This is a genomic window from Paenibacillus sp. JNUCC 34, from assembly GCF_058269055.1.
In genome coordinates, this window is record NZ_CM177770.1 from 3,196,207 (window position 1) to 3,217,175 (window position 20,969).

The following is a 20,969-nucleotide window of genomic DNA, read 5'->3' on the forward strand; positions in this document are numbered from 1 at the left end:
ATTTCTTGCAATGAGGAATGCTTTTTTTGTTATAAAAAGGATATCCCTGTAACAATAATAATATAATATATTTCATTATATTTTTATTGTAAAACGATAAAATGTATGATAAAGTCAAATTGACAATAACTAAGTGAGGTGCTTTTTTTGTGAAACGAGGAACAACACTCTTTTTAAAGATAGCTGTTATTTTTATTGGAATTCCTGTTCTTGCTTTGTGTATATTTTTGGTGCCTGAGATAGCGAATTATGCAGTAGTATTGTATCCAGATATGACTTTTTTGAAATATCTCGTTTTTATCGGTTTGTATGTCACAGCAATACCTTTTTACTTTGCTCTGTATCAAGCTTTTAAACTTTTAAACTATATTGACAAGAATAAAGCTTTCTCGGATTTATCTGTAAAGACTTTAAAGACTATAAAATACTGTGCAATTACAATCAGTATCTTGTATGTTGTAGACATGCCACTCTTTTATCTCATTGGGGAAAAAGACGACGCTCCGGGCGTCATAGTAATCGGATTGGTCATTATTTTTGCTTCAATGGTGATTGCAGTCTTTGCTGCTGTTCTTCAAATGCTTTTAAAAGAGGCTATTGATATAAAATCAGAAAATGATTTGACGGTCTGAGGTGAATAACATGGCTATTATAATCAATATTGACGTGATGTTGGCTAAAAGGAAAATGAGCGTAACTGAACTTTCGGAGAGGGTTGGAATAACGATGGCTAATCTTTCTATATTGAAAAATGGAAAGGCAAAAGCGATTCGATTATCCACTTTAGAGGGGATTTGTAAAGCTTTAGAATGTCAGCCTGGCGATATTTTAGAATACAGAAGTGATAAAGATACGCAAGGATAAACAATTATAAGGTGAGGTATAACCATGGACATTAACAATCGGTTTATTGATAATATGGATAACCCCCATGAGCTAGAGAGAATGTTTAGAATAGAACCCGAAGCTTTTAAAAAATCATTCTCATACGCCTGGGAACAAAACCCTGATTCGCAGGTTCTTGCCGTTTGGTTTGAAAGATTGCATTTCAAGGAGACGGTAAATACAGAAAAAGCATCCTTGCTTCAGAAAGATTTCTTATTCATGGGCATTTTAGCATTTCTGGCCGGGATTAGCACCAGGATCATTATGCATTTTGTTGAACAGCAAGCAATATCCCCTATTAACCTTGTATTTGGTGTACTTCCCTTTATTGCCACCTACTTTGTATACAAGAATTCAGCCAACAAAAATATTCTTTACACCCTTGTAGCGTTATTCCTAATCTCAGGAATTTATATGAATATGCTTCCACTAGAGAACAAAGACAGTATTATCCTGGCTTATCTACACCTACCCATTTTCTTATGGGTATTAGTAGGGATTGCATTTACAGGAAATGAATATGGCATGGGCAGGACAAGATTAGCCTATCTTAAATTTAATGGGGAATTTTGCATACTCTACGCCAGCATGGCAATTAGCGGAATGCTGCTAACAGCATTAACCATGCAGTTATTTAGTTTTGTCGGCATGGATATATCTGAATTCTATTTTGAAAATGTCGTTTTATTTGGTGCTGCCGCGCTCGCTATTGTGGCTGCATACCTGGTATCAAGCAACCTTAAACTTGCTAAAAATATAGCACCCTATATAGCCAAAATTTTTAGTCCTCTTGTACTGGTAACATTGTTGGTCTATCTTATAACGGTGATTTGGGTCGAAAAAAATCCATTCTTGGACCGCAATTTTCTCGTATCCTTCAACGGAATACTCCTTAGTGTATTGGCCGTCACCATATTCTCCATTACCGAGAGTGGCACTGACGAGAAAAAGAGCATTTCTGATTATATAAATTTTGGCCTAATTGTTCTTGCACTTATCATTGACTGTGTGGCTTTATCAGCCATAGTGTTCAGGCTCTCTTCTTATGGGATTACGCCCAACAGACTTGCTGTTTTAGGCGTAAACATACTGATCTGTGCCAATCTAATTTGGATTATGCTCTCCTATATGCGATTTCTACTTAACAAAACCGGACCTTCAACCATCCAGGATGCGGTTACTAAGTATTTGCCGGTCTACGGACTTTGGGCAGCTTTCGTTACATTTATATTTCCTTTAATCTTTTAATAGAAAAGCTCTGTAAATGCATATTTTTCTTTGTAAGAAGATAATAATAGACAACAAATTTTCCAATAAACGCAGAACGATAATTGAGGAGCTTGCCTTGGGCAGCTCCTTTTTAGCTAATTGAAGTAACAATGGAAAGGCTCTCCCAGTTCTTTCACCCAGCGGACGGCGCTGGCTACGTCTCCGCCATGAAAGAGAGGAGTATCTCCGAAACTTTCGTCTTCCCAAACAAAGTCTGCCGACTGTTGCTGCTCGTCAACGGCGAGGAAAAAGCCGGAGCCGTTAACGTACGGGTTGGTTCCTGTTTGGGCGTCAGTGGTTCGCAGGACGACGCGGACGCGGTGTGTCGGCTTTTGGTCAGTTAGTGGTACGAGAGGTTCTCTACAACCAGGTCAGAGAAGGGTTCCACCGCTACGAGCATGATCCAAATATTCGTCCCGTTGCTGTCGACTGTGACGTTTTCGTTCCGCTCGAACGTCTCTTTCGTCTTCTGGAGAATTAGTTCGTCAGCCGTCAGCTTCTTTCCACTTGGTCAACTGCCCAGCAGTCCGCCGTTTTTGTAGTTCAGCCCGACGTTGCCGAGGTCGTGAACGTTGTCGCCCGCTTCAAGCAAGACGATGTAGCCGTTCTCGCCTAAGCAAAATTAGCTTTCCGCTTCACCTTCCAGTTCAACACGTAGTTGGTTGAAGTAGTCCTCGACCTGATCGAGGAGTGCCGCAGGAAGTGCTCCAACCCGGCGCAGAATGACAAGGTCCTGCCGTCTCTTGATGATCCTCATTCATACATCCCTCCTAAAAATGAAAATGCCCCCTCGAAAAAGGGGTCTTGGTACTGGGTCAAAAATATGATATATGTAAGATATTGGGTTTGATTCGGTTTTCAGAGAAACAAATCGGAAGAATCGCTCCAAATCAGGAGGTTACATATGAGTTCTATTCTAAAAGTTATAGAAAAGCTAAAGTTGAACGTCTTGAATGTTGAAGATGTTCCAGAGTCATTTAGTTCTGATGTATACAAACTTACTCTTGCCAGTGGAGAAAACGTTTTTGTGAAAATTCCATTTAACAAGGATAAACTATTCCGTGAATTTCAGATGCTTGAAACATTAAAGGGTATAATACCTGTTCCTAAGGTATTGGACATTTGGTACGGGGATGAAAATACTACTGGAGCATTGCTTCTTTCAGCAATTCAAGGTATGCCTTGTACAGGAGACATTGATGAGAAACTATCTTTTCAAATTGGCGTGTATCATGCTATGCTCCATGAGGTTAAAACTCCTGGGTATGGTTACCATGTAACCGATGGTTTTAAGTTACTTGACCAAAATAATTGGAGATTACATATCAAAAGTAATTTTGAAAAGTGGAAAGAGCCATGCAAAGAAATTCTCGACTCAAAATTGTATGAAAGATGTATTCTTCACTTTGATGGAATTTTCTCTGCTTTACCGGATCCTGACGGACCATGCATTGTTCACATGGATTTTAGACCAGGTAATATATTGGTGAATGGTAACGAGGTTGCTGGCATTATTGATTTCGAGAGTGCCCGTGGTGGATCGTCGGAAATAGATTTTACAAAAGTCAATCGATATATTTGGGAAGTCAATCCGAGAACAAAGATACCGTTCATTGAAGGTTATCAATCGATTCGACCTATTTTGGCTCTGGAAAGAGTGCTGCCATTTTATGATATTTACGATGCCTTCAGCGCAGTTGTTTGGTGTAAAAACAGAGGAATTGAAAAAAATCAAAAGTTCCTTCAGGAAAATATTCTTACTTTAAGGAATTCGGTGGGTTATTAAGTATAGTTATTAATTTATCCATTCTTTTATGATTGAGTTCGAAAGGAGGGACCTGCAATGGAGTGAAAAAAAGAGTAACAATGATGGAGTATTTTCGTCATACTTGTGTTGCGATCCGTTGTGAAAATATTCGAAAATGCATTCAGAAAGTTAATAAACAACTGCTTAAACATGTGATCGCGCATGAACTGGCCCACTACAAACGAAAGGATACGATCTGGAATATGGTCGGCAGTCTGTATTTTCATTTAATGATAAAGCTATTCGTTTGTACACTAAGATTGGTTTTCAACAGGAAGGAAGCAGCAGACAAAGTCTATTTAGAGACGGTGAATGGCATCAACTAAATATGATAATATAGATAATTAAAGTGGAATCTATTTGATTGCAAATCGATTAATATAATTCCGAAAAGAGTGGTAAGCATGAAGTCATATATCAATTGGAGATATACGATCACCATCTACAAAAAAGTGATGAAAGGAGCGTGATAAATTAAAAAGAAAAAGGAGCAGAACGAAATGATACAAAACAGAAAAGCAACCGTTATTGACTATGATATGATTATAAATCTTTGGGAAAGATCGGTAATGGCCACTCATCATTTTTTGAGTTTCAAGGATAAAGAGGAAATCAAAAAAGAATTACCCATGTATTTTCCTCATCTTGATGTACGTCTCTGGTATACCGAAGACTCTATCATTGGTTTTACCGCCATCAATGAAAATCACTTGGAAGCACTATTTCTCGATCCCGATAAAATTAGCAAAGGGTATGGGAAACAAATTATGCAAATATGCATCAATGGTTTTGGGATCACGTCCGTTGATGTGAATAAACAAAATGAGAATGCGACAAGGTTTTACTTAAAAAGCGGTTTCGGAATAATCGGTGAAGATTTGACGGATGGAGCAGGCCGCCCTTACCCCATTTTACATTTGAAATACAATGAACAGCAGAAGTAATTCTTCTGTCCAGGCTGTCGAGAAATCGACAGCCTTTTAAATATCTATTAATATCTTTTTTGACAGCACACAGAAGTATAGCTAGGAATCCCAGTCACGATAGTGACCTTGTCCCTGTATGGGTGGGAGTGTCAAAAAGTATGATACCTATGAAGACACCCTCAAAGACATTAACGAATACATTCGCTATTACAACTACCGCTATACAGAGTGTTTGTGTGGCTTGCCACCTAACGAATACCGACGAGCTTCATAATGAAAAAACCTCAGCTGGGTTAACCGAGCTGAGGTTAATAAATTAACTATTTTTGTTTTTCACTTTCTACTTGGCAGGGAGCACTTCATCTTTAGTTGCTACCACTGTTGAAGTCTTTTGATTCCGTTGACTTTCGCATCAGGTGCTTCGAATACCCCTCTAATTGGGACTAGAGTCGCACCTTACTTAACAATTGCGGGTTGACTGTAGTTTTGATCCTTACCGTTAATAATAACGGTAGCTTCTTCATAGTAAGGTCTCGCTTATGCTTTAATAACTTCAACCTTTTTATCCCCTGCTGTCTTCGCTACCTCTAACGTTGTTTTACCTTGGGCAGCGACTATCACGCCAGTAGCCAGCATAGAGACAATTAAAGCTGCGCTGAGGGCTGTGAAAATTTTCTTTCTATTGCGATTGACCATAACCATACCTCCGATATCTATTATGTAATAAGCGGCTCAAGATTATGACGAGCCGAGGTGACTACATGACTGTGAAAAGGAGATAGTCCAACCTAAATTTACATGGTGTCCATCACCCAACACTATGTTCCGTTAATCAATATCAGTTATTACTTAGACTTCACTAATTAATTACAATATTTAACTTTTTTTGTTGGGTAATCCATCTGTTGATTGTATTATAACGTACTGACAATGATTGTAAAAGAATTTTTTCCTTATGTTCAAATAAAATAAAGTAAGTACCTTCATCCCAGATGAAGGAGATTTTTCAGGGAAATCGCATGATCTGATAAAATGGAAAAGAAGTTAACTAGTAATAATCAAACTCAACTGCAAGATTGATACTGACAAATAATACTCAAAACACCAGTTCAACTAACGGGCAGGATAGTTTAATCCTTGACTAATCTATAAGGATACGGTTATTATTACCATAATGTTGATGAAATGGGGAAATACGTATGATTAATCCGGTCTTGAAACAATCCTATCATCACAATAAGCGTTAACACATTCCTCAAAAATTGGGGATGGGTTAACGCTTTTCGCGCTACCCATCCTGCGAGATACAACGCGTAGGACCAAGGGGTCCAGCGCGTTTTTTTTGTTTTAGCAATTAAAAGCACGGAGGGATAAAGAAATGAAAATCATGACAGACGCCAAGGGGAATATTTTCTTAGAATTCTTAAAAATTGAAGAGGAGCAACTTGCTGCTGCTGAACTTGATGCTGCACTAACACATGCATTAATTGTTGTGGAGTGTGAGGGTAAGTATCTTTTTATGTACAATAAATGGAGAAACAGCTAGGAATTGCCTTGGTGGTATTATTGAAGACGGGGAAACAGCAAGGCAATGTGTAATCAGAGAATTATTGGAGGAAACAAATCAAAAAATTGATGAGGTTTAAAACGGCGACGAGAGCGCAATAACCAAGAACCACAAAGCTGCCGCAATGTTTAAATGTTAACAGCTTCGTCAAGACATCAAGGTAGAATAACTCAACAAACTATATAAATTTCAGCTCTGCATAAAGGGACCCTAAGGAGGGAAATTTGATGATTGCAAATAAACTAAATTTTGGTGATGAAATAAGGGTAATTGCACCTTCAAGAAGCCTAAGCATTATTTGGCAGGAGGTGTTTGATAAAGCCCTAGAAGTTCTCACAAATAAGGGGTTTAAAATTTCGTTTTCAAAAAATTGTCGTGAGCTTGATGAAAGTGATTCTTCGAGTATTCATTCTCGTATTGAAGACTTGCATGACGCGTTTCTTGATAAAAATGTCAAAGCCATACTAACTTGTATCGGCGGATTCAATGTGAACCAGATTTTAGAATACATAGATTACTCGTTAATAAAAAGGAATCCCAAAATAATATGCGGTTTTTCTGATATTACTGCTTTGCTGAATTCCATTTATGCTAAGACAGGATTAATCACTTATCATGGACCACATTTCTCATCCTTTGGATTTAACAAAGAAATTGAGTACACAAATGCCTACTTTGAAAAATGTCTATTAAAGAACGAGAACTTTATTATTGAGCCATCGAAACATGCAAAGGAATATTATGTTATCCAAGAAGGCTTCACCCAGGGAAAAATTGTTGGGGGCAACCTTTGTACTTTAAACCTTTTGCAAGGAACAGAATTCATGCCTGACCTCGGAAATAAGATATTATTCCTTGAGGATGACAACATTGTAGGCGACTATTTCAGATATGAGTTCGAAAGAAACCTCCAATCACTCATCCAAACATCAGGCTTTGATGAAGTGAAAGGCATTGTAATGGGGCGCTTTGAGGATAGTTGCAAAATGGATATTAATACTATACGAAGAATGATTTCAACGAAAAAACAATTGAACAACGTTCCAATCATTTCTAATGTAGATTTCGGTCATGAGTTTCCCTTTGCTACCTTTCCTATTGGTGGGGTTGTTAAAATTGAAGCCAATGCATCAAAGCTTTCCTTGGAAGTGGTAGAACATTAAACTAACGGGACACGATAGCTCAATAATGACAAGAAGGCAACCGTTCAACGCGATCGGTTGCCAAGGGTGGTGGGGAATGTTATCAAGTTCTTGTCATTTATGTTATCAAGTTCTCTTGTAATACCGGGGCTTAAATTGTCGAGGGACAAGAACATATATGTTTAAAAGTTCATAGTTGCGGCTTTTTTTGTTTTTTACGATATATGTTCTTGTCAAGTATTTGAGTGTAGATCGGGATAATGCGCTTGTTTCTTTTAGCAAGGGAGTCACGGAGGACAATGAATCAGTTCCTATCAAGGAGATACTAGAAGATTTCAAAAGGAAGGCGGCGCAGTGCTGCTCATATCCAGGGAGCTGCTTTAACACAACGGTAATTGTAGAAATGAAGAGACGGAAGGAGTTCTCCCGCCAAATCATAACATTAGTCAAGCGCGATACACGGTGCATGAATTCCTTTAGGGTAAGTTACACGTTTGATGAATTCCGTTAGGGTAATAGGGTTTCGGAGGAGGGGGACTACCAGGTTCTTTACCAGGCCTAGGATAGATGGGGTCGAATGCTAGAGCAGCATATTATAAATAAAAGAAGGTTCTGACAATAGAACATTCTTAGTAATTTAAGTTACATAAATTATCTGAAATAATCAATCCTTTTAATTGAGAATTGTTATCACTTATTGTATATTAATAACGATACATATAATTGAGTAAGGAGGATATATAATGCAAATATATTGGACTAAAATAAATAAGATTATTGAAGAAACACCTGAGGTTAAAACGTACCTGCTCGACTGTCCGAAAGACTTTACATGGGAAGAAGGTTCCCACACCCACTTCGCACTGGAAGGTTTTAATGCCGGAGATAAACCAAACCGTGGCCTGATTCGCCACATGTCAATCTCTACTTTACCGCACGAAAAATCAATCGGTATCACAACACGCATCAGAGAGCAATGCTCTGAGTTTAAAACGATTTTAAGAAATCTTGAAGTCGGCAATGAAGTTGCAATATTTAAAACTCATTCGAATGTACCGCTTAAAAGAGAAGACAAAAATGTTTACCTGCTGTCTTCAGGTGTCGGTCTGGCAACTTTCAGACCGCTTGTTCTTGATTATTTCGAACGTGCTGACAATGTCAATCAAATTCATTCCCTGAACATCGATTCATCAAAAGATTTCTTGTTCACTAATATTTTCAAATCCGTTCCTGGCAAGAAGTTCACATCACTGTTCGTCGATAATCGTAAAGATTACTATGAAGAAGTGAAAAAACTTGCTGCAGACAAAGATGGACTTTTCTATGTTGTCGGCAGCGACGAATTCCTCGTTCAGAACATTGAAGTATTGCGTGAGCAGGGCATCAAGCCGGAACAGATTATGCTCGACAAGCGTGAACAACAACTGCCTGAGTTTTTATCATTTGATTTGTCAATTTAAGCAAGACAAAATATTTTATTAGTGAATAATAACAGACTTTCCATTGATGGGCACAATTGTGGAGCAACACAGGTAGAAGGCGGGGGAGCAACTCTATGCTCACACCCGCCTTTTGGCATAAGGTATCTATATAGTGCGGAAGAATTTCCAATCTTCCCGGTTAAATATGACGCTGCTGATTGTGTTTTTTTCTTCTTTTCTGTCCTTTAAAATAAAGATCGACCTAGCTTCGAAATGTATTATGGAACGGCAGGGTATGTTGTCGGGGGACAAGAACATGATCCCATTGAAAGTCGCTATATTAGCGGCTTTTTTATTTTATCGGTACAAGTTCTTGTCCCGAGCCAAGGACAAGAACTTGTACCGATTGCCGTAAAGGACAAGAACATAGCCCGATTACCGATTAGATAAGTATCTAACTACATTTCACTGTTCTAGTTCATAAACAAATGGACATGAACAAGCTGCAGATGTAGCTCTTACCATTAGAAGCCGCTGATTACGCGGCTTTTTTGTGTTAACGCAGCCCATCCACCCTTTGCGGGGATAAGAAGCTAGAGCGATTGGATTAGTTACGAGTATGAGGGGAATCCGGTGGCAACCTGGCTAAGCATATGATTGCTAAACCAGTAAGAATAAATGGAAATATTATTCGCAGTGGACTCACAAACCTATTAAATATGTTACACTATCCCATATTTGTTCATCCATGGAGGATCTTATGAAGCTGTTGATCGTAGAGGACGATATTGGGATATCGTATACAATTGCAAGAGTTATGCAGGATGAAGGGCATAATGTTACGGAGTGTCATAACGGAGAAGAGGGCTTGCATCACGCATTGTACGGCGAGTTCGATTTAATTATTTTGGATATTATGCTGCCTAAGGTTGATGGATTTACGTTCATCCAAGAGCTGAGGAAGCAAAGAGTGGATACCCCGATTCTTTGTCTGACGGCAAAAGACGGATTGAACTACCGGGTAAAGGGGTTAACGATCGGAGCGGACGATTATGTGGTGAAGCCATTCGAGATTCCAGAGCTGATCGTCAGAGCTAAAGTGCTGCTGCGCCGTTATGGCAAGGTTAATCAAGAAGAGCAGATTAGCTACGGGCCGATTGCTATTCAAGTTAGAAATCGAGCAATAACGGTCACAGGAGAAGAGCTGACTTTAACAGAAAAGGAATACGAGCTGCTTGAGTACCTGCTCATGAATAAAGAGCAGATCGTGACGAAGGAGCAAATCTATAACCGAATTTGGGGACTCGATTCGGAAGCGGGAATTGGCATCGTTGAGCTATATGTCCATTATCTTCGGAAGAAGCTGTCTTCGTGGCATGCCGATCAATATATCCAAACCGTAAGAGGTTTGGGCTACATACTCAGAATAAACGAGTAGTTTTTCAAAGGGAAATCAAAGGTTCATCTTATATATTCTTCTTATACTCTATAAAGGGGAGATTAATGCATGAACCTTGTAAGAGAGATGTTTAAGAACACCAGATTGACTATTTTATTGGTAGCAGGATTACTTGTCTTGCTGACTGTAGGTGGTTTGTTATGGCAGACCCAACATCAGTCAGAGAGCTTCGACGCATTGATTCAGAAGATGGCGTTTGATACGCTTAAGGATGACCCTGAGAAACAGCTTTATTTTGACGTGAAAAATGTGGAGGGGATCCGATGGGATCCCACTAAGCTTACGGACCTGTCAGATGCCGATTACGAACAATTAAGCGAAGAGAGAAATGGTTATCTTAAAAAATTGAATGACTATGATGCTGCCAAGCTTTCCCCGGAAGACAAACTCACCTACGATATCCTCAAATGGGACCTAAGCGCGGCGCAGCAAGTATATAAATATTGGGAGCTGGTCACGAATGACTACCTTTCCCTATCCATTTTTCCGCCGTATTTCGCGAACAACTATCCGATTCGCAACCAAGCAGATGCAAAGAATTATATCGTTGCGCTGAACGGGTTTTCGGATAAAGTCGCGCATGTCATAGATAGAATTCAAGACAGACGGGAGAAAGGTATTGTCCCTCCTTCTGAGTTTCTTAAGGAAATGCTTACGAGTTACAGCAATTTGCGGGATACGAAACCGGAAGAAACGATTCTGTACAGTTTATATGCAGAGAAATTAACCGAGTTAAAACTCGATCCCTCCGAAGAGGAGAAGCTAAAAAAAGCGTTAGCGCAAACCCTAACCGATCATGTACTGGCTTCTTACGGCAGACTTGCCGATGTAATCAAGAACGATCTTATGAAGCAAGCATCCGTGAGCCAAGGAATCTGGAGTCAGCCGGGCGGCAGCGAGTATTATTCTGCAAGGCTCAAACTTACTACGGGTACGGACCTCGGTCCTCAGGAAATGCACGAGATCGCTAAACGCAAGGTAGAAGAGATCGTGATAGAGCTAAGAAGAGGGGCTTCGGGTCAAGCACAGACTACATCTGCAGCCAGATTGCTAACCGGAGATGAATTGCTGCAAGCGTTAAATAGCAGTCTGTCGGATGCCACTCCCTACTTGTCTGATTGGTTTGAAGAGGAGCTTATCCCGGACCATCCCGTGGACGTGCGGGCGTATTCGGCTCTTTTCGCATCGGCAGGTGGAATGTATATCCCCTTATCTATAGATGGTGATAGGAGCGGGAGATTTGTCATTCCGCTCGAAAGCCCGACCTCAGAGGAAATGGTTAAAATGCTTGCGTTGCATGAGGGTATTCCAGGACATCACTTTCAATTTTCGATTCAATATGATCAACCAACCATTCCATTAATCCGCAAAATAACGATGACGTCTGGATACGTAGAGGGATGGGCGGTCTATATGGAAAGCTTAGGCGCGGAGAAGGGCTTGCTTGATCGGAACACGGTACTAATCCGTTTGGCGGACCTTTTCATAGGTACAGTGATAGATACGGGTATCCATGGGCTGAAGTGGACAAGAGAACAAGCTAATGAGTATCTGGTGAGTATCATCGGAACGGGGAGCGATGCTTTGATCGACAGTGTCATTGCCTATCCAGGACAAAAAGGAAACTATGCGATCGGATCGGAGCAATTCCAATCCCTTCGAGAGAAGGCGAAAAGCGAACTCGGGGATCGCTTCGATATCAAGGCATTTCATTCCGTTCTTCTTCGAAACGGTAATATGCCATTTCCGATATTGGAGCAGCAAGTGAATCAATACATCAAGTCCGCCAAATAAAAGGAGAGCAGACCCCGATATGATTAAACGCACGCTAGTACGAATGACGATATGGAACAGCTCGGTCGTATTTTTCTTGCTCATCATACTGGGGGGAGCGTTATACGGGCTGGCGCGTTATCGGATCTATTCCGACATTGACCGTCAGCTGGTATTTAATATTGACCACATGTATCAATTTTCTCTAAGTAACGGGGATCAAGTCATTAACATTGATTCGAAGGAACCGGAACGTTTTATGATGTCATTTTATTGGGATTCCAACGATACCTTGATTCAAAGCTTATATTATAAATGGCCATATATCCTATTGGGTTCGATGCTTGGGGAAAAACAAAACCACATGGGACCCGAGTCGATACGTGCGGGTGAGAAAACCTATCGATTCGTGAGCAGACCCTATCAAGGCAATTTGCCAGTGGTCGAGAAGCTGTCTAACACGCCTTTGAAAACAGTTCAGATATTTACGGAAATTTCTGCAGAGGTGTATTATTTAAATCGGTTACTATGGAGTATTAGTATCGGAATCGGTATCGGCGCGTTATTATCTATCATCGCAGGTTACGCATTGGCTAGACGGGCGCTCATTCCGATTCAGAAGGCTTGGGACAAGCAGCAGCAATTCGTTGCAGATGCCTCTCACGAGTTGAGGAGCCCGCTTTCGGTCGTCCGAGGGCAAACACAAATATTGTTACGCCATCCCGATCATACGATCGAGGAAGAAAGCGCTCCAATTTCAGCCATTCTGAAAGAAACCAAAAGAATGAGCAACATGGTAGACGGGCTGCTTCTTCTGGCAAGAGGCGATTCTCATGAGGAAGTCATCTCATGCAAACCTGTGCGAGTTGACGGGATTATTAAAGAGATTGCAAAAAATATGGAGCCGATAATGGATTACAAGCAGTTGCGGTTACAGCTTCATGTCGAAGGCTCGGAATTGCTCATAAATGGAGATGAGGATCGTCTCATACAGTTGTTCATGATTTTGTTGGACAATGCTATTAAATTTACGCAGGCGGATGGGCAAATCGATCTTGAGTGTCTTAGGCAGGGGAAATCAGTTCTCGTAACCGTCAAGGATAACGGAGTGGGTATTTCGGAACACGAATTGCCACTCGTATTTAATCGCTTTTACAAGGGAGATTCCTCTAGAAATAGAGGGGATCATGGAGCGGGTCTAGGGCTATCGATCGCGCGTTGGATCGTCGATCAACATCAAGGTTCTGTCCACATTAGCAGCGGGGTAGGGTGTGGTACGACCGTAAAGATTCGTTTTCCAGTGATTAGTTAAATAGCAGAGTTGATGGATACCGCGGCAGCCGACCAGACAATCGGCTGCCGTTTTCATTAAGCTAAAGGGCAACTAAGTTGACGAATCTATGATTCTACTGTAATTTCATATAGTGTTACACATCATATGTGGAGAGAACTCATAATACTACTTATAAATGCAGAGCAGTATATAGCAGAACAAAATCAGATTTGGCTAAGGAATGAGTTTGAAAAATATACTTGAAGCATTTTAAAAAAACAACATCCAAAACGATGTTGTTTTTTTATTTGGATTTGTTTTGGTTTCTGCAATTACTTCTCCAAGTATAATATAGATTTCGATCTTATATGGAAATTTTTAGTTCATATTTATCATCAAAGACACTATAATATTAATAGCTAAGTTGAATAGTGAAATCTCTTAAAGCATAGACTTTCCAATTGAATATGAGAATTGAAAATAGGAAATAATTATTGTTAGAAAGGTGGAAATAAAACATGTTGAAAAAAATAGTTGTAATAACCTCTATAATAACACTGTTTACAGCAGGAGCCCTAACTGCAAATTTATTAGTGGATCCTAGTAGTAATGATATGCCCTTGAGCCCCAAATTAAGTATTCCAGAACAGTCATCACCAAACTCTACCAGTACAGATACTCATTTAGGTACAGAATTAAGAATCTCAAAAGATCCGGAATTATCTCCTAGTGCCAAAAATCTCGATAGTATAGCGCAAATTGTTACAAAGCACGGTGATTTTGTCCGAATAGAAAAACAAACTATTTTCAATGAGTCTGAGATAGCACGAATATTAAAGGATATTGGATATAATACCAATCAATTGGTTTTTGATTATGGAATTTTTTTAAGGGAGGATTCTTCAAAATAGTTGTAAAATTCATAAAAAGGAGCAGTTGTCGAGAGACACTAACTGCTCCTTTTTTTGTAATGTGTCACATCATATCTGTCGGGGGACAAAAACATGGTCCCTTTGAAAGTCGCTATTAGCGGCTTTTTTTGTTTTAACGGTACAAGTTCTTGTCCCGAGCCAAAGACAAGAACTTGTACCGATTGCCGTAAAGGACAAGAACATATTCCGATTACCGATTAGATACGTTTTTAATTATTTACACGGCTCTAATTTATTAAGCTAACGGGCAGGTTGTATGAATTAGTGTGTAACTAATCCTTAGTTTATTCCGTTATTCAAAGTAAGCATATAATTGGATTAAGCTATCCGGTTTACTTGGTTGGTTAATTAGAAATAAGGAAAATGCTATTTACGGAGAAGGCTATGTCTTCATGCGAACATAAGTGGTGATGCACTAAAAAAGAGGAGGGCAATGCAGAATGGAATTCAAACTTGGGGACGTTTCTTTTCATCTACCCCCTTTACACATTACGATTATCACAATAATTATTATTTTCTTTTTAATAAGGTGGAGCAAGCAATTAGAAACGAGACGTTTTACGGTTTTCATTTACTTTTTGATCAGTACAACGATTACTCCCATTTTTTCCCACGGAACAAAAGAAGGTGTCTTTCAGCTATGGATTCCCATAGGATTTATGGTGGTTTTCCCTTATTTGTTTCGCAGCGAAAGAAATCATCCTTCTAAAATAAAAGCAAGTATTTTAGGATTTCTTATAGCATTGTATCAGTTAATTCTTCAATATGTCGGGTAGATTTTGATATTCCACGAAATAATTCACTGGCTATCAGAAGAATAAATCAGATAGGGCAGTATGGTTACTATAAAAAATAGAAAGAAGTCAGATAACATGGGAATGCGTGGATATTATGTAGCCATGGATGATAATCTGGTGCAGCAGATTGAAGCAGGCGACATTGCACTGAAGAATTTGAAAATAGGCGATTATCCGGGACTGAACATTGATCGAACCTGGGAGGCGATTCACTATTTGCTTTGTGGAGATATTTCCGATGGAGAGCTCCCTCTTGGCAATGTGGTTCCACTAAAGTCAGACAAAGGCATCGATTTTGGCTCATTTGGGGCGTTCACTTTACGCGCCGAGCAAGTTACAGGAGCACTTCAGGCTATGTCTGAGCTAGATGAAGCGCAGCTACGTTTGCGGTATGATTTCTCGGCCATGGTCAGGGAAGAGGTATATCCTCTTGAGCCGGATACTGTTTCAGACGAGGATACGGACGCATTCTTTTCCTAGTTCTTATGCCTCCCTTGCCTGTCCAAGAAGAAAGAATATGGAAACGATATGAAGAACGTGTTTCAGGAACCGTCGTAAGTAAAAAACGAGAGACTCTCGAAGGTATCAAGAACCTATTAGAGTGGAACAAAAAATATAATCTTGAAAAGCTCCCTCATTTTGTTGAAAGCTGTGGTTATGGAGAAAAGATTATTATCGTAACTGATAATTTGGATATTATTGAAATTGTTTTGAAATTAAACTAACGGGCACGATAGTTACAAATAAAGGAAATCACAATAGAGGGCAAATAACCCTCATCAAAAAAAGGATTTAAAGTGGTCTTATATAAAGAAGAAACCAGCGAGGGATCGTTATGTATGAAGATTTAAGAGGGAAAGTAGTATTTATTACAGGTGCCGGATCGGGAATAGGTAGATCGACAGCATTGTCTTTTGCTCGGCAATGCGCCAGTATTAAGGTAAAAGGACTATAGAAGAGTGCGAGTCCTTAGGTGGAAAAGGTGCCTTTAGAAAGGCTGATGTAAGTATAGGGTCAGAAGTAGAAGAAGCAGTAAGTACTTGTCTCCGTACTTTTCAAAGAATTGATATTGGTGTTAATAACGCAGGCATATGCATTGGTGGATTAACGGCTAAGTGCAATGAAGAGGATTTTGATAATGTTATAAGTGTAAATTTGAAGGGAACTTGGTTATGTATGAAACATGAAATACAAGCAATGACTCTGCAAGGACGTGGAGTCATTATTAAATACTGCTTCAATTGCTGGACTAATTGGTCTTAAACACCATGCTGCATACGTTGCTAGCAAACACGGTATCATTGGTCTAACGAAGACGGCAGCAGTTGAGTATGCATATAAAGGGTTACGCGTTTATGCCGTTTGTCCAGGTACAATACATACGGATTGGGTTGGAAGAGTCACAGATTAATAAAATAAAGCCCATCCAATCGGGAGGACTGGTACGCCTCAAGAGGTTTTGTTCGAGCCGGACGGATCGGATGAGGATGTGCTTCTGAGAGAGGGCGCTGCTGGACAATTACCTGGAAAGCGGTCAGCAGGAGGCCTTCCGTCAGGTGGTCGCCGAAATTTTCGATTGAAAAAATTATCAACTACTTAAATTATGAATGAAAGAAGGTATAGAAAATGATACGAGAAATTAAAGAGCAATTCACTGAAGAGATCCTTACCGAAGCAATAAAGCGATATGACATTAATAATGACACTGTTCGTTCATTGGGCGGTTATGAAAGCTTTGTTTATGAATACCAGAAAAACAACGCATTTTTCATATTAAAAATCTCACATACAATTAGAAGATCAAGAAATTATATACGGGGTGAAATTGAATTTTTAAATTTTTTGTCGAATAAAGGACTGGCAGTTTCAAATGCTGTTCCATCGACCAGGGGTAATATGGTTGAAGAAATTACTGCAGAAAATGGTTCGTTCCTAGCCATTTCATATGAACGGGACACGAATATTTAATAAAGACAAATGTCGTGATAAGAACTATATGCTTAAAGTCGCGTAGTTGCGGCTTTTTTTGTTTTAACGATATATGTTCTTGTCAAAAACTAATGACAAGAACATACGATAATATTCGTGAATCAATAGCGTCCAAATAGACAGATTCATGTATGATCATTTGTGTATCCCGATACGCTATGAATTTTTTTGAAATTTTACGAGAAATAAGTGAACCGAAATCCGGTTCTTTACGCCATATCTATATAGAGACAAATGTGAGAGGAGAGACATCATGGAAGTGGAGAACGAACAACGGCTAATGGATGAGATTAGGCAGGGGAATAAAGACGCTTTCCGGACGTTGGTGAATCCACTGATTCCGAAGGCTTATCGGACCGCATATATGATGCTGCAATCCAAGCCGTTGGCGGAGGACGCGGTACAGAACGCACTAATTGAATTGTATTCGACGATCGTGAGCGGCAAAGAAATTAACAGACTTCATGGTTGGTTTAGTCGGTTGCTAGCTAACCGGGCGGTTGATATCGCGAGGAAAGAGCAGGGTAATAAAATTACCGTTGATATCGATGGCATGGAGATTCAGGACGCAGCTTCTACACCGCTTGAAAATTTGCTCATGAAGGAACAGTCGGAGCGGTTGTTCGAGTCGATCATTACACTGGAGCTGCATCAGCGGATCGTTGTCGTGTTGTATTATTTTCAGGAACTAAAGATTGAGGAGATCGCCACTCTTCTAGACATAAAAGAAGGTACGGTCAAGTCCCGGCTATATCATGCCAGACTAAAACTCAGCGCTGTGCTTCAACGGGCACAAGGGCAGGCAAAGGAGCTGACGATATGAGTAGAGAATGTGATACAGATTTGAAAGCAGGCTTAGCGCAAGCGCTGGCAACGATTCCGGTACCCCAATCATTGTTTCAATTCGCGGAGGAACTGCCCGGCAAATTCGATCGAGGCGAACTGGAGCTGGATGGAAATCCGAAGATTGAATCGCAACCGATTGTATCTAGACGGTCCAAGCGTCGGAAGATTTCTGTCGTATTCAAAGGCACGGCAGCGGCGGTGATCTTAGTGGTAACGTTCTTTGCAGGTGTGACCATGTCTCCTGCTTTTGCATCGCTCGTCAGAGGTGTGCCTGGCATCGATATCGCTATCGATTGGCTGAAGCATATCCGGGAGCAAGACGGTGTTCAGACTGCGATGAACCACGACTATTTACCGATCGATCCAGTGACGACGAAGTTAGACGGCACAATCATTACGATCAGCGACATCTATCTGACGGAAGAGGAGCTACTGTTCAAAAGCTTCATTCAAACTGACGCATTCGATTTAACCGATGAGAGCAGTCCGGTATCGATTTGGATTTCTCCCCTCAATACCTTGGCTGGTCAAGGAACGACGACCTCTTCGTCTGTCATCACGGCTGCCGATGGCAGCGGGAAACCGGTGCTTCAGGAAACGTATAAGTATCAGTTGTCCGATGGCGTTGTTAAGCAGTTTTTAGCGCAGGGCACCGAACTTGAGCTAGAGGTTACCAAAAGAACTTTTATCGATGAGGGACGTAAATTAGATATACAGCAAATGGGGATTATGAAAGTGTCGATTCAGCCTGACAAGCTGTTGCACAATAAAGTGCTAGAGCCGAAGCAGGCGTTGCCTATTGGTGATTCTGATCTGAAGGAACTGAGCTTGGAAAAGTTGACGATTCAACCGACGACGATGAATCTGATTTTGAAAGGGCCTGAGGGATGGTATTACGAATTTCCGAGAGACGATGAGACTGCCCCGTATTTGAAGGACGATCAAGGCCGGGAGTATCGGTACGATCCTTCAGGCTCCGGTCTATTGTATTATGAGGGTGGACAACTGCAATTGCCGTTCTCATCGTCCGTTTATTTCGAACCGAATGTCCGTTCATTGACCCTTCATATTGGAAGTCTCCGGCTAGGCGAATTCGAGCCAAGCGAGAAGCTGGATTTGCCTTTAAACGGCGAATATCCGCGTACGATACATTTTAAGAATAAGGAAATCGTTATCGAGGGGGCGAACTACGTGCCTGAAGGGTATCTGCATTTGAAAATCAAAAAAGACAGTCCCGAACAGAAGAGGCTGAAGGGCGTATCTTTTGGCATTGCTCAGGAGGAGAATCTTACAGAGAAATTCGATAAAGAAGGAATCGAAGCTTACGATGCTTACAGAAAAAAACAAAGAGAGGACATGAAGTCCTTCCATGTGAACGCCTTCGGCATCGCCGAGGATAACCGCAAGTCGGATCATCTGAATGTCTATATTCTAGCGCCCAAGCTAGACCAGTATACGCTCACACTGTCCCGAACCGGAGATTCGATTACTGTGAACCGTGATTATACGGTTCCGTTGAAGCCTTGATCAGCAAGGCATAAATCGGAAACACGCCTTCAATGGCGTGTTTTCTTGCTATTTGAATCAATTTCATAATTTTTTGTTACATTTCCGATAGGATCTCATCGGTAGCAGGCAAGTTAAAAAGATGCCACTATTGTTAAGTTAACGGATAGGATAGTAAATCTAAGCAAGAATTTTAATCCAGTTTACCGAAATGGGGTTCATATCCATTTATGGATGAGTGGAAAGATGCAACGTTGTTCCCAGAGTAAGCTTGATTGCATCAATGATTGACCACTGAATTTCGAATCAGTGGTCTTTTAAATTAACAGTGAAGACGACGGAGTTAACGATATAAGTTCTTGTCCTTTAACGATATATGTTTACATTTATGTCTAATGACACAAATGTGACCACATTACGAAAAGTACTAAAGCCTGATTCTCTGGGCTTTTTTTATTTTATGTGGTTTGATTTGTGTCATTAAAAAATGCACAAATGTGACCCCATTGTAGGATTTTGACACAAAATTGGGTACATTGTGGAGGACCTTTGTCGATTAGGTGTTCCAACGAAGAACGTTATCTACCTGAGCCAAGTCATTCGAATGGAATTTATTGACTAACAAAAAATATTAAACTATATTTGCATTAAATCCGAAAGCATCGGTAATCAGTAAAAAGAGCCCATAGGTAAAGCATCCCACAAGGCTCTTTTCTTATGTGAACATCTTAAAAGGGAGGATGCAGCAAGCAAAGAATCAAGCCGTACTCCTCGTCAGTCTTTGAAATAGGAATCGTTTACTCATCAAACTTTAGCACCCGGACTTCCTTTTTTTCATTTCATTATAGAAGTTCTTGTCATTTGCTCAAGACAAGAACTAGTACAAGAATCTCTATACAATCCCGATAGCAAGGAGTACGCGAGTTATTAAACTAAAGGTAGGATAGTTTGAATTCTCCTAGATATAAAAACTCGTCCGGCACATGGCAGGATGTTAATGGTGGACTAAGCTCAATCCAACACAACAGCAGCCGACAAATAGGGGGGGTAAACTTTGTTAATGTTTTTGCGGATACTATTTTCAATTATCACAGTAGCAGTAGCAGGTTATGGGATAATATCAAATAATTTTGATTATCAACCATTTATGATTCTATCTTTAAGTTTAACAATATTAGTGATGGGACTACAAGAATTTCAGCAAAATAAAAAGCAGCAAGGCTGGTTATTGATGATCATATTTGCATTTTCACTATTCGTATCTATCCAAGGTTTTATATTGTAGTAGGAAATTTTAGCTAACGGGACACAGATAGCACCATGATAATAGGCTGTCGATATCATCGGTAGTCTGTTAAGCTAACGGGCAGTAGAATT

The 20,969-nt window shown here is 40.1% G+C and carries 24 protein-coding genes and 2 pseudogenes; 24 read left to right on the forward strand and 2 right to left on the reverse strand.

Annotated features, from left to right (window positions below; translation table 11 throughout):
- Nucleotides 1-149: 149 nt before the first annotated feature.
- From AC2TF5_RS14930 to AC2TF5_RS14940, 3 genes are read left to right on the forward strand one after another with little or no spacing between them, the layout of a single operon-like run.
- Nucleotides 150-632: a DUF2975 domain-containing protein gene (locus AC2TF5_RS14930; protein ID WP_491297850.1), complete on the forward strand. Its 483-nt coding sequence runs from the start codon at nt 150-152 to the stop codon at nt 630-632.
- A 10-nt stretch (nt 633-642) separates the two neighbouring features.
- Entirely contained in the window at nt 643-864 is a 222-nt protein-coding gene (locus AC2TF5_RS14935; protein ID WP_087433474.1) for a helix-turn-helix domain-containing protein, read from the forward strand.
- 24 nt (nt 865-888) lie between these two features.
- Nucleotides 889-2,133 (forward strand): DUF4153 domain-containing protein, encoded by a 1,245-nt coding sequence (locus tag AC2TF5_RS14940; protein WP_491297851.1) that lies wholly within the window; start codon nt 889-891, stop codon nt 2,131-2,133.
- Nucleotides 2,134-2,776: 643 nt separating this feature from the next.
- Here AC2TF5_RS14940 and AC2TF5_RS14945 read toward each other — a convergent pair.
- Nucleotides 2,777-2,911, reverse strand: a complete 135-nt coding sequence (locus tag AC2TF5_RS14945) for a hypothetical protein (protein ID WP_491297853.1) — start codon at nt 2,909-2,911, stop codon at nt 2,777-2,779.
- A gap of 147 nt (nt 2,912-3,058) precedes the next feature.
- Between AC2TF5_RS14945 and AC2TF5_RS14950 the strand changes: the two genes are divergently transcribed.
- The 5 genes and pseudogenes from AC2TF5_RS14950 (at nt 3,059) to AC2TF5_RS14970 (ending at nt 5,161) form a co-directional block, all read left to right on the forward strand.
- A complete protein-coding gene (locus tag AC2TF5_RS14950; protein WP_491297854.1) occupies nt 3,059-3,940 on the forward strand; it encodes a phosphotransferase family protein in 882 nt (293 codons plus the stop codon).
- 83 nt (nt 3,941-4,023) lie between these two features.
- Nucleotides 4,024-4,155: pseudogene (locus tag AC2TF5_RS14955) on the forward strand (hypothetical protein); the annotation flags it as partial.
- A 23-nt stretch (nt 4,156-4,178) separates the two neighbouring features.
- Nucleotides 4,179-4,301: pseudogene (locus AC2TF5_RS14960) on the forward strand (GNAT family N-acetyltransferase); the annotation flags it as partial.
- A 160-nt stretch (nt 4,302-4,461) separates the two neighbouring features.
- On the forward strand, nt 4,462-4,905 hold the full coding sequence (locus AC2TF5_RS14965; protein ID WP_491297855.1) for a GNAT family N-acetyltransferase: 444 nt from the start codon (nt 4,462-4,464) through the stop codon (nt 4,903-4,905).
- A 118-nt stretch (nt 4,906-5,023) separates the two neighbouring features.
- Nucleotides 5,024-5,161, forward strand: a complete 138-nt coding sequence (locus AC2TF5_RS14970; protein ID WP_491297856.1) for an IS3 family transposase — start codon at nt 5,024-5,026, stop codon at nt 5,159-5,161.
- 263 nt (nt 5,162-5,424) lie between these two features.
- Here AC2TF5_RS14970 and AC2TF5_RS14975 read toward each other — a convergent pair whose 3' ends face one another.
- Nucleotides 5,425-5,583: a hypothetical protein gene (locus AC2TF5_RS14975; RefSeq protein WP_491297858.1), complete on the reverse strand. Its 159-nt coding sequence runs from the start codon at nt 5,581-5,583 to the stop codon at nt 5,425-5,427.
- A gap of 682 nt (nt 5,584-6,265) precedes the next feature.
- Between AC2TF5_RS14975 and AC2TF5_RS14980 the strand changes: the two genes are divergently transcribed.
- From AC2TF5_RS14980 to AC2TF5_RS15055, 16 genes are all read left to right on the forward strand, one after another.
- Nucleotides 6,266-6,433: a hypothetical protein gene (locus AC2TF5_RS14980; RefSeq protein WP_491303035.1), complete on the forward strand. Its 168-nt coding sequence runs from the start codon at nt 6,266-6,268 to the stop codon at nt 6,431-6,433.
- On the forward strand, nt 6,387-6,533 hold the full coding sequence (locus tag AC2TF5_RS14985; RefSeq protein ID WP_491297859.1) for an NUDIX domain-containing protein: 147 nt from the start codon (nt 6,387-6,389) through the stop codon (nt 6,531-6,533). Before AC2TF5_RS14980 ends, AC2TF5_RS14985 begins: the two co-directional genes overlap by 47 nt.
- 148 nt (nt 6,534-6,681) lie before the next feature.
- Nucleotides 6,682-7,617: a S66 peptidase family protein gene (locus AC2TF5_RS14990; RefSeq protein WP_491297860.1), complete on the forward strand. Its 936-nt coding sequence runs from the start codon at nt 6,682-6,684 to the stop codon at nt 7,615-7,617.
- A gap of 722 nt (nt 7,618-8,339) precedes the next feature.
- A complete protein-coding gene (locus AC2TF5_RS14995; protein WP_208914072.1) occupies nt 8,340-9,056 on the forward strand; it encodes a dihydropteridine reductase in 717 nt (238 codons plus the stop codon).
- A gap of 721 nt (nt 9,057-9,777) precedes the next feature.
- Nucleotides 9,778-10,455 (forward strand): response regulator transcription factor, encoded by a 678-nt coding sequence (locus AC2TF5_RS15000; RefSeq protein WP_491297862.1) that lies wholly within the window; start codon nt 9,778-9,780, stop codon nt 10,453-10,455.
- 69 nt (nt 10,456-10,524) lie between these two features.
- The gene (locus AC2TF5_RS15005; RefSeq protein ID WP_491297863.1) at nt 10,525-12,270 is read left to right on the forward strand and encodes a DUF885 domain-containing protein; all 1,746 of its coding nucleotides are present in this window, start codon (nt 10,525-10,527) and stop codon (nt 12,268-12,270) included.
- Nucleotides 12,271-12,289: 19 nt separating this feature from the next.
- The gene (locus AC2TF5_RS15010; RefSeq protein WP_491297864.1) at nt 12,290-13,561 is read left to right on the forward strand and encodes a sensor histidine kinase; all 1,272 of its coding nucleotides are present in this window, start codon (nt 12,290-12,292) and stop codon (nt 13,559-13,561) included.
- A gap of 479 nt (nt 13,562-14,040) precedes the next feature.
- Nucleotides 14,041-14,433 (forward strand): hypothetical protein, encoded by a 393-nt coding sequence (locus tag AC2TF5_RS15015; protein ID WP_491297865.1) that lies wholly within the window; start codon nt 14,041-14,043, stop codon nt 14,431-14,433.
- Nucleotides 14,434-14,894: 461 nt separating this feature from the next.
- Nucleotides 14,895-15,230: a hypothetical protein gene (locus AC2TF5_RS15020; RefSeq protein WP_491297867.1), complete on the forward strand. Its 336-nt coding sequence runs from the start codon at nt 14,895-14,897 to the stop codon at nt 15,228-15,230.
- Between the two features lie 96 nt (nt 15,231-15,326).
- Nucleotides 15,327-15,731, forward strand: coding sequence for a DUF1877 family protein (locus tag AC2TF5_RS15025; protein ID WP_491297868.1), 405 nt, complete (start codon nt 15,327-15,329; stop codon nt 15,729-15,731).
- A gap of 471 nt (nt 15,732-16,202) precedes the next feature.
- Nucleotides 16,203-16,514, forward strand: coding sequence for an SDR family NAD(P)-dependent oxidoreductase (locus AC2TF5_RS15030; RefSeq protein WP_491302899.1), 312 nt, complete (start codon nt 16,203-16,205; stop codon nt 16,512-16,514).
- The gene (locus AC2TF5_RS15035) at nt 16,465-16,662 is read left to right on the forward strand and encodes an SDR family NAD(P)-dependent oxidoreductase (protein ID WP_491297869.1); all 198 of its coding nucleotides are present in this window, start codon (nt 16,465-16,467) and stop codon (nt 16,660-16,662) included. The genes AC2TF5_RS15030 and AC2TF5_RS15035 overlap by 50 nt, the downstream gene beginning before the upstream one ends.
- Before the next feature lie 215 nt (nt 16,663-16,877).
- Complete coding sequence (locus AC2TF5_RS15040) at nt 16,878-17,219, forward strand: hypothetical protein (RefSeq protein WP_491297871.1); 342 nt, start codon at nt 16,878-16,880, stop codon at nt 17,217-17,219.
- A gap of 274 nt (nt 17,220-17,493) precedes the next feature.
- Complete coding sequence (locus AC2TF5_RS15045) at nt 17,494-18,063, forward strand: RNA polymerase sigma factor (protein ID WP_491297873.1); 570 nt, start codon at nt 17,494-17,496, stop codon at nt 18,061-18,063.
- A complete protein-coding gene (locus AC2TF5_RS15050) occupies nt 18,060-19,613 on the forward strand; it encodes a DUF4179 domain-containing protein (protein ID WP_491297874.1) in 1,554 nt (517 codons plus the stop codon). The genes AC2TF5_RS15045 and AC2TF5_RS15050 overlap by 4 nt, the downstream gene beginning before the upstream one ends.
- 1,039 nt (nt 19,614-20,652) lie before the next feature.
- Nucleotides 20,653-20,877 carry a DUF3953 domain-containing protein gene (locus tag AC2TF5_RS15055; RefSeq protein ID WP_491302900.1) on the forward strand — a complete coding sequence of 75 codons (225 nt, stop codon included), beginning with the start codon at nt 20,653-20,655 and terminating at the stop codon, nt 20,875-20,877.
- The last annotated feature ends 92 nt before the right edge of the window (nt 20,878-20,969 follow it).

What these genes read in the sequence shown, in the direction of transcription:
- AC2TF5_RS14935 (WP_087433474.1), top strand. Translation starts at nt 643, where the DNA reads ATGGCTATTATAATCAATATTGACGTGATGTTGGCTAAAAGGAAAATG.
- AC2TF5_RS14940 (WP_491297851.1), top strand. Translation starts at nt 889, where the DNA reads ATGGACATTAACAATCGGTTTATTGATAATATGGATAACCCCCATGAG.
- AC2TF5_RS14945 (WP_491297853.1), bottom strand. Translation starts at nt 2,911, where the DNA reads ATGAGGATCATCAAGAGACGGCAGGACCTTGTCATTCTGCGCCGGGTT.
- AC2TF5_RS14950 (WP_491297854.1), top strand. Translation starts at nt 3,059, where the DNA reads ATGAGTTCTATTCTAAAAGTTATAGAAAAGCTAAAGTTGAACGTCTTG.
- AC2TF5_RS14965 (WP_491297855.1), top strand. Translation starts at nt 4,462, where the DNA reads ATGATACAAAACAGAAAAGCAACCGTTATTGACTATGATATGATTATA.
- AC2TF5_RS14970 (WP_491297856.1), top strand. Translation starts at nt 5,024, where the DNA reads ATGGGTGGGAGTGTCAAAAAGTATGATACCTATGAAGACACCCTCAAA.
- AC2TF5_RS14975 (WP_491297858.1), bottom strand. Translation starts at nt 5,583, where the DNA reads ATGGTCAATCGCAATAGAAAGAAAATTTTCACAGCCCTCAGCGCAGCT.
- AC2TF5_RS14980 (WP_491303035.1), top strand. Translation starts at nt 6,266, where the DNA reads ATGAAAATCATGACAGACGCCAAGGGGAATATTTTCTTAGAATTCTTA.
- AC2TF5_RS14990 (WP_491297860.1), top strand. Translation starts at nt 6,682, where the DNA reads ATGATTGCAAATAAACTAAATTTTGGTGATGAAATAAGGGTAATTGCA.
- AC2TF5_RS14995 (WP_208914072.1), top strand. Translation starts at nt 8,340, where the DNA reads ATGCAAATATATTGGACTAAAATAAATAAGATTATTGAAGAAACACCT.
- AC2TF5_RS15000 (WP_491297862.1), top strand. Translation starts at nt 9,778, where the DNA reads ATGAAGCTGTTGATCGTAGAGGACGATATTGGGATATCGTATACAATT.
- AC2TF5_RS15005 (WP_491297863.1), top strand. Translation starts at nt 10,525, where the DNA reads ATGAACCTTGTAAGAGAGATGTTTAAGAACACCAGATTGACTATTTTA.
- AC2TF5_RS15010 (WP_491297864.1), top strand. Translation starts at nt 12,290, where the DNA reads ATGATTAAACGCACGCTAGTACGAATGACGATATGGAACAGCTCGGTC.
- AC2TF5_RS15015 (WP_491297865.1), top strand. Translation starts at nt 14,041, where the DNA reads ATGTTGAAAAAAATAGTTGTAATAACCTCTATAATAACACTGTTTACA.
- AC2TF5_RS15020 (WP_491297867.1), top strand. Translation starts at nt 14,895, where the DNA reads ATGGAATTCAAACTTGGGGACGTTTCTTTTCATCTACCCCCTTTACAC.
- AC2TF5_RS15025 (WP_491297868.1), top strand. Translation starts at nt 15,327, where the DNA reads ATGGGAATGCGTGGATATTATGTAGCCATGGATGATAATCTGGTGCAG.
- AC2TF5_RS15040 (WP_491297871.1), top strand. Translation starts at nt 16,878, where the DNA reads ATGATACGAGAAATTAAAGAGCAATTCACTGAAGAGATCCTTACCGAA.
- AC2TF5_RS15045 (WP_491297873.1), top strand. Translation starts at nt 17,494, where the DNA reads ATGGAAGTGGAGAACGAACAACGGCTAATGGATGAGATTAGGCAGGGG.
- AC2TF5_RS15050 (WP_491297874.1), top strand. Translation starts at nt 18,060, where the DNA reads ATGAGTAGAGAATGTGATACAGATTTGAAAGCAGGCTTAGCGCAAGCG.
- AC2TF5_RS15055 (WP_491302900.1), top strand. Translation starts at nt 20,653, where the DNA reads ATGTTTTTGCGGATACTATTTTCAATTATCACAGTAGCAGTAGCAGGT.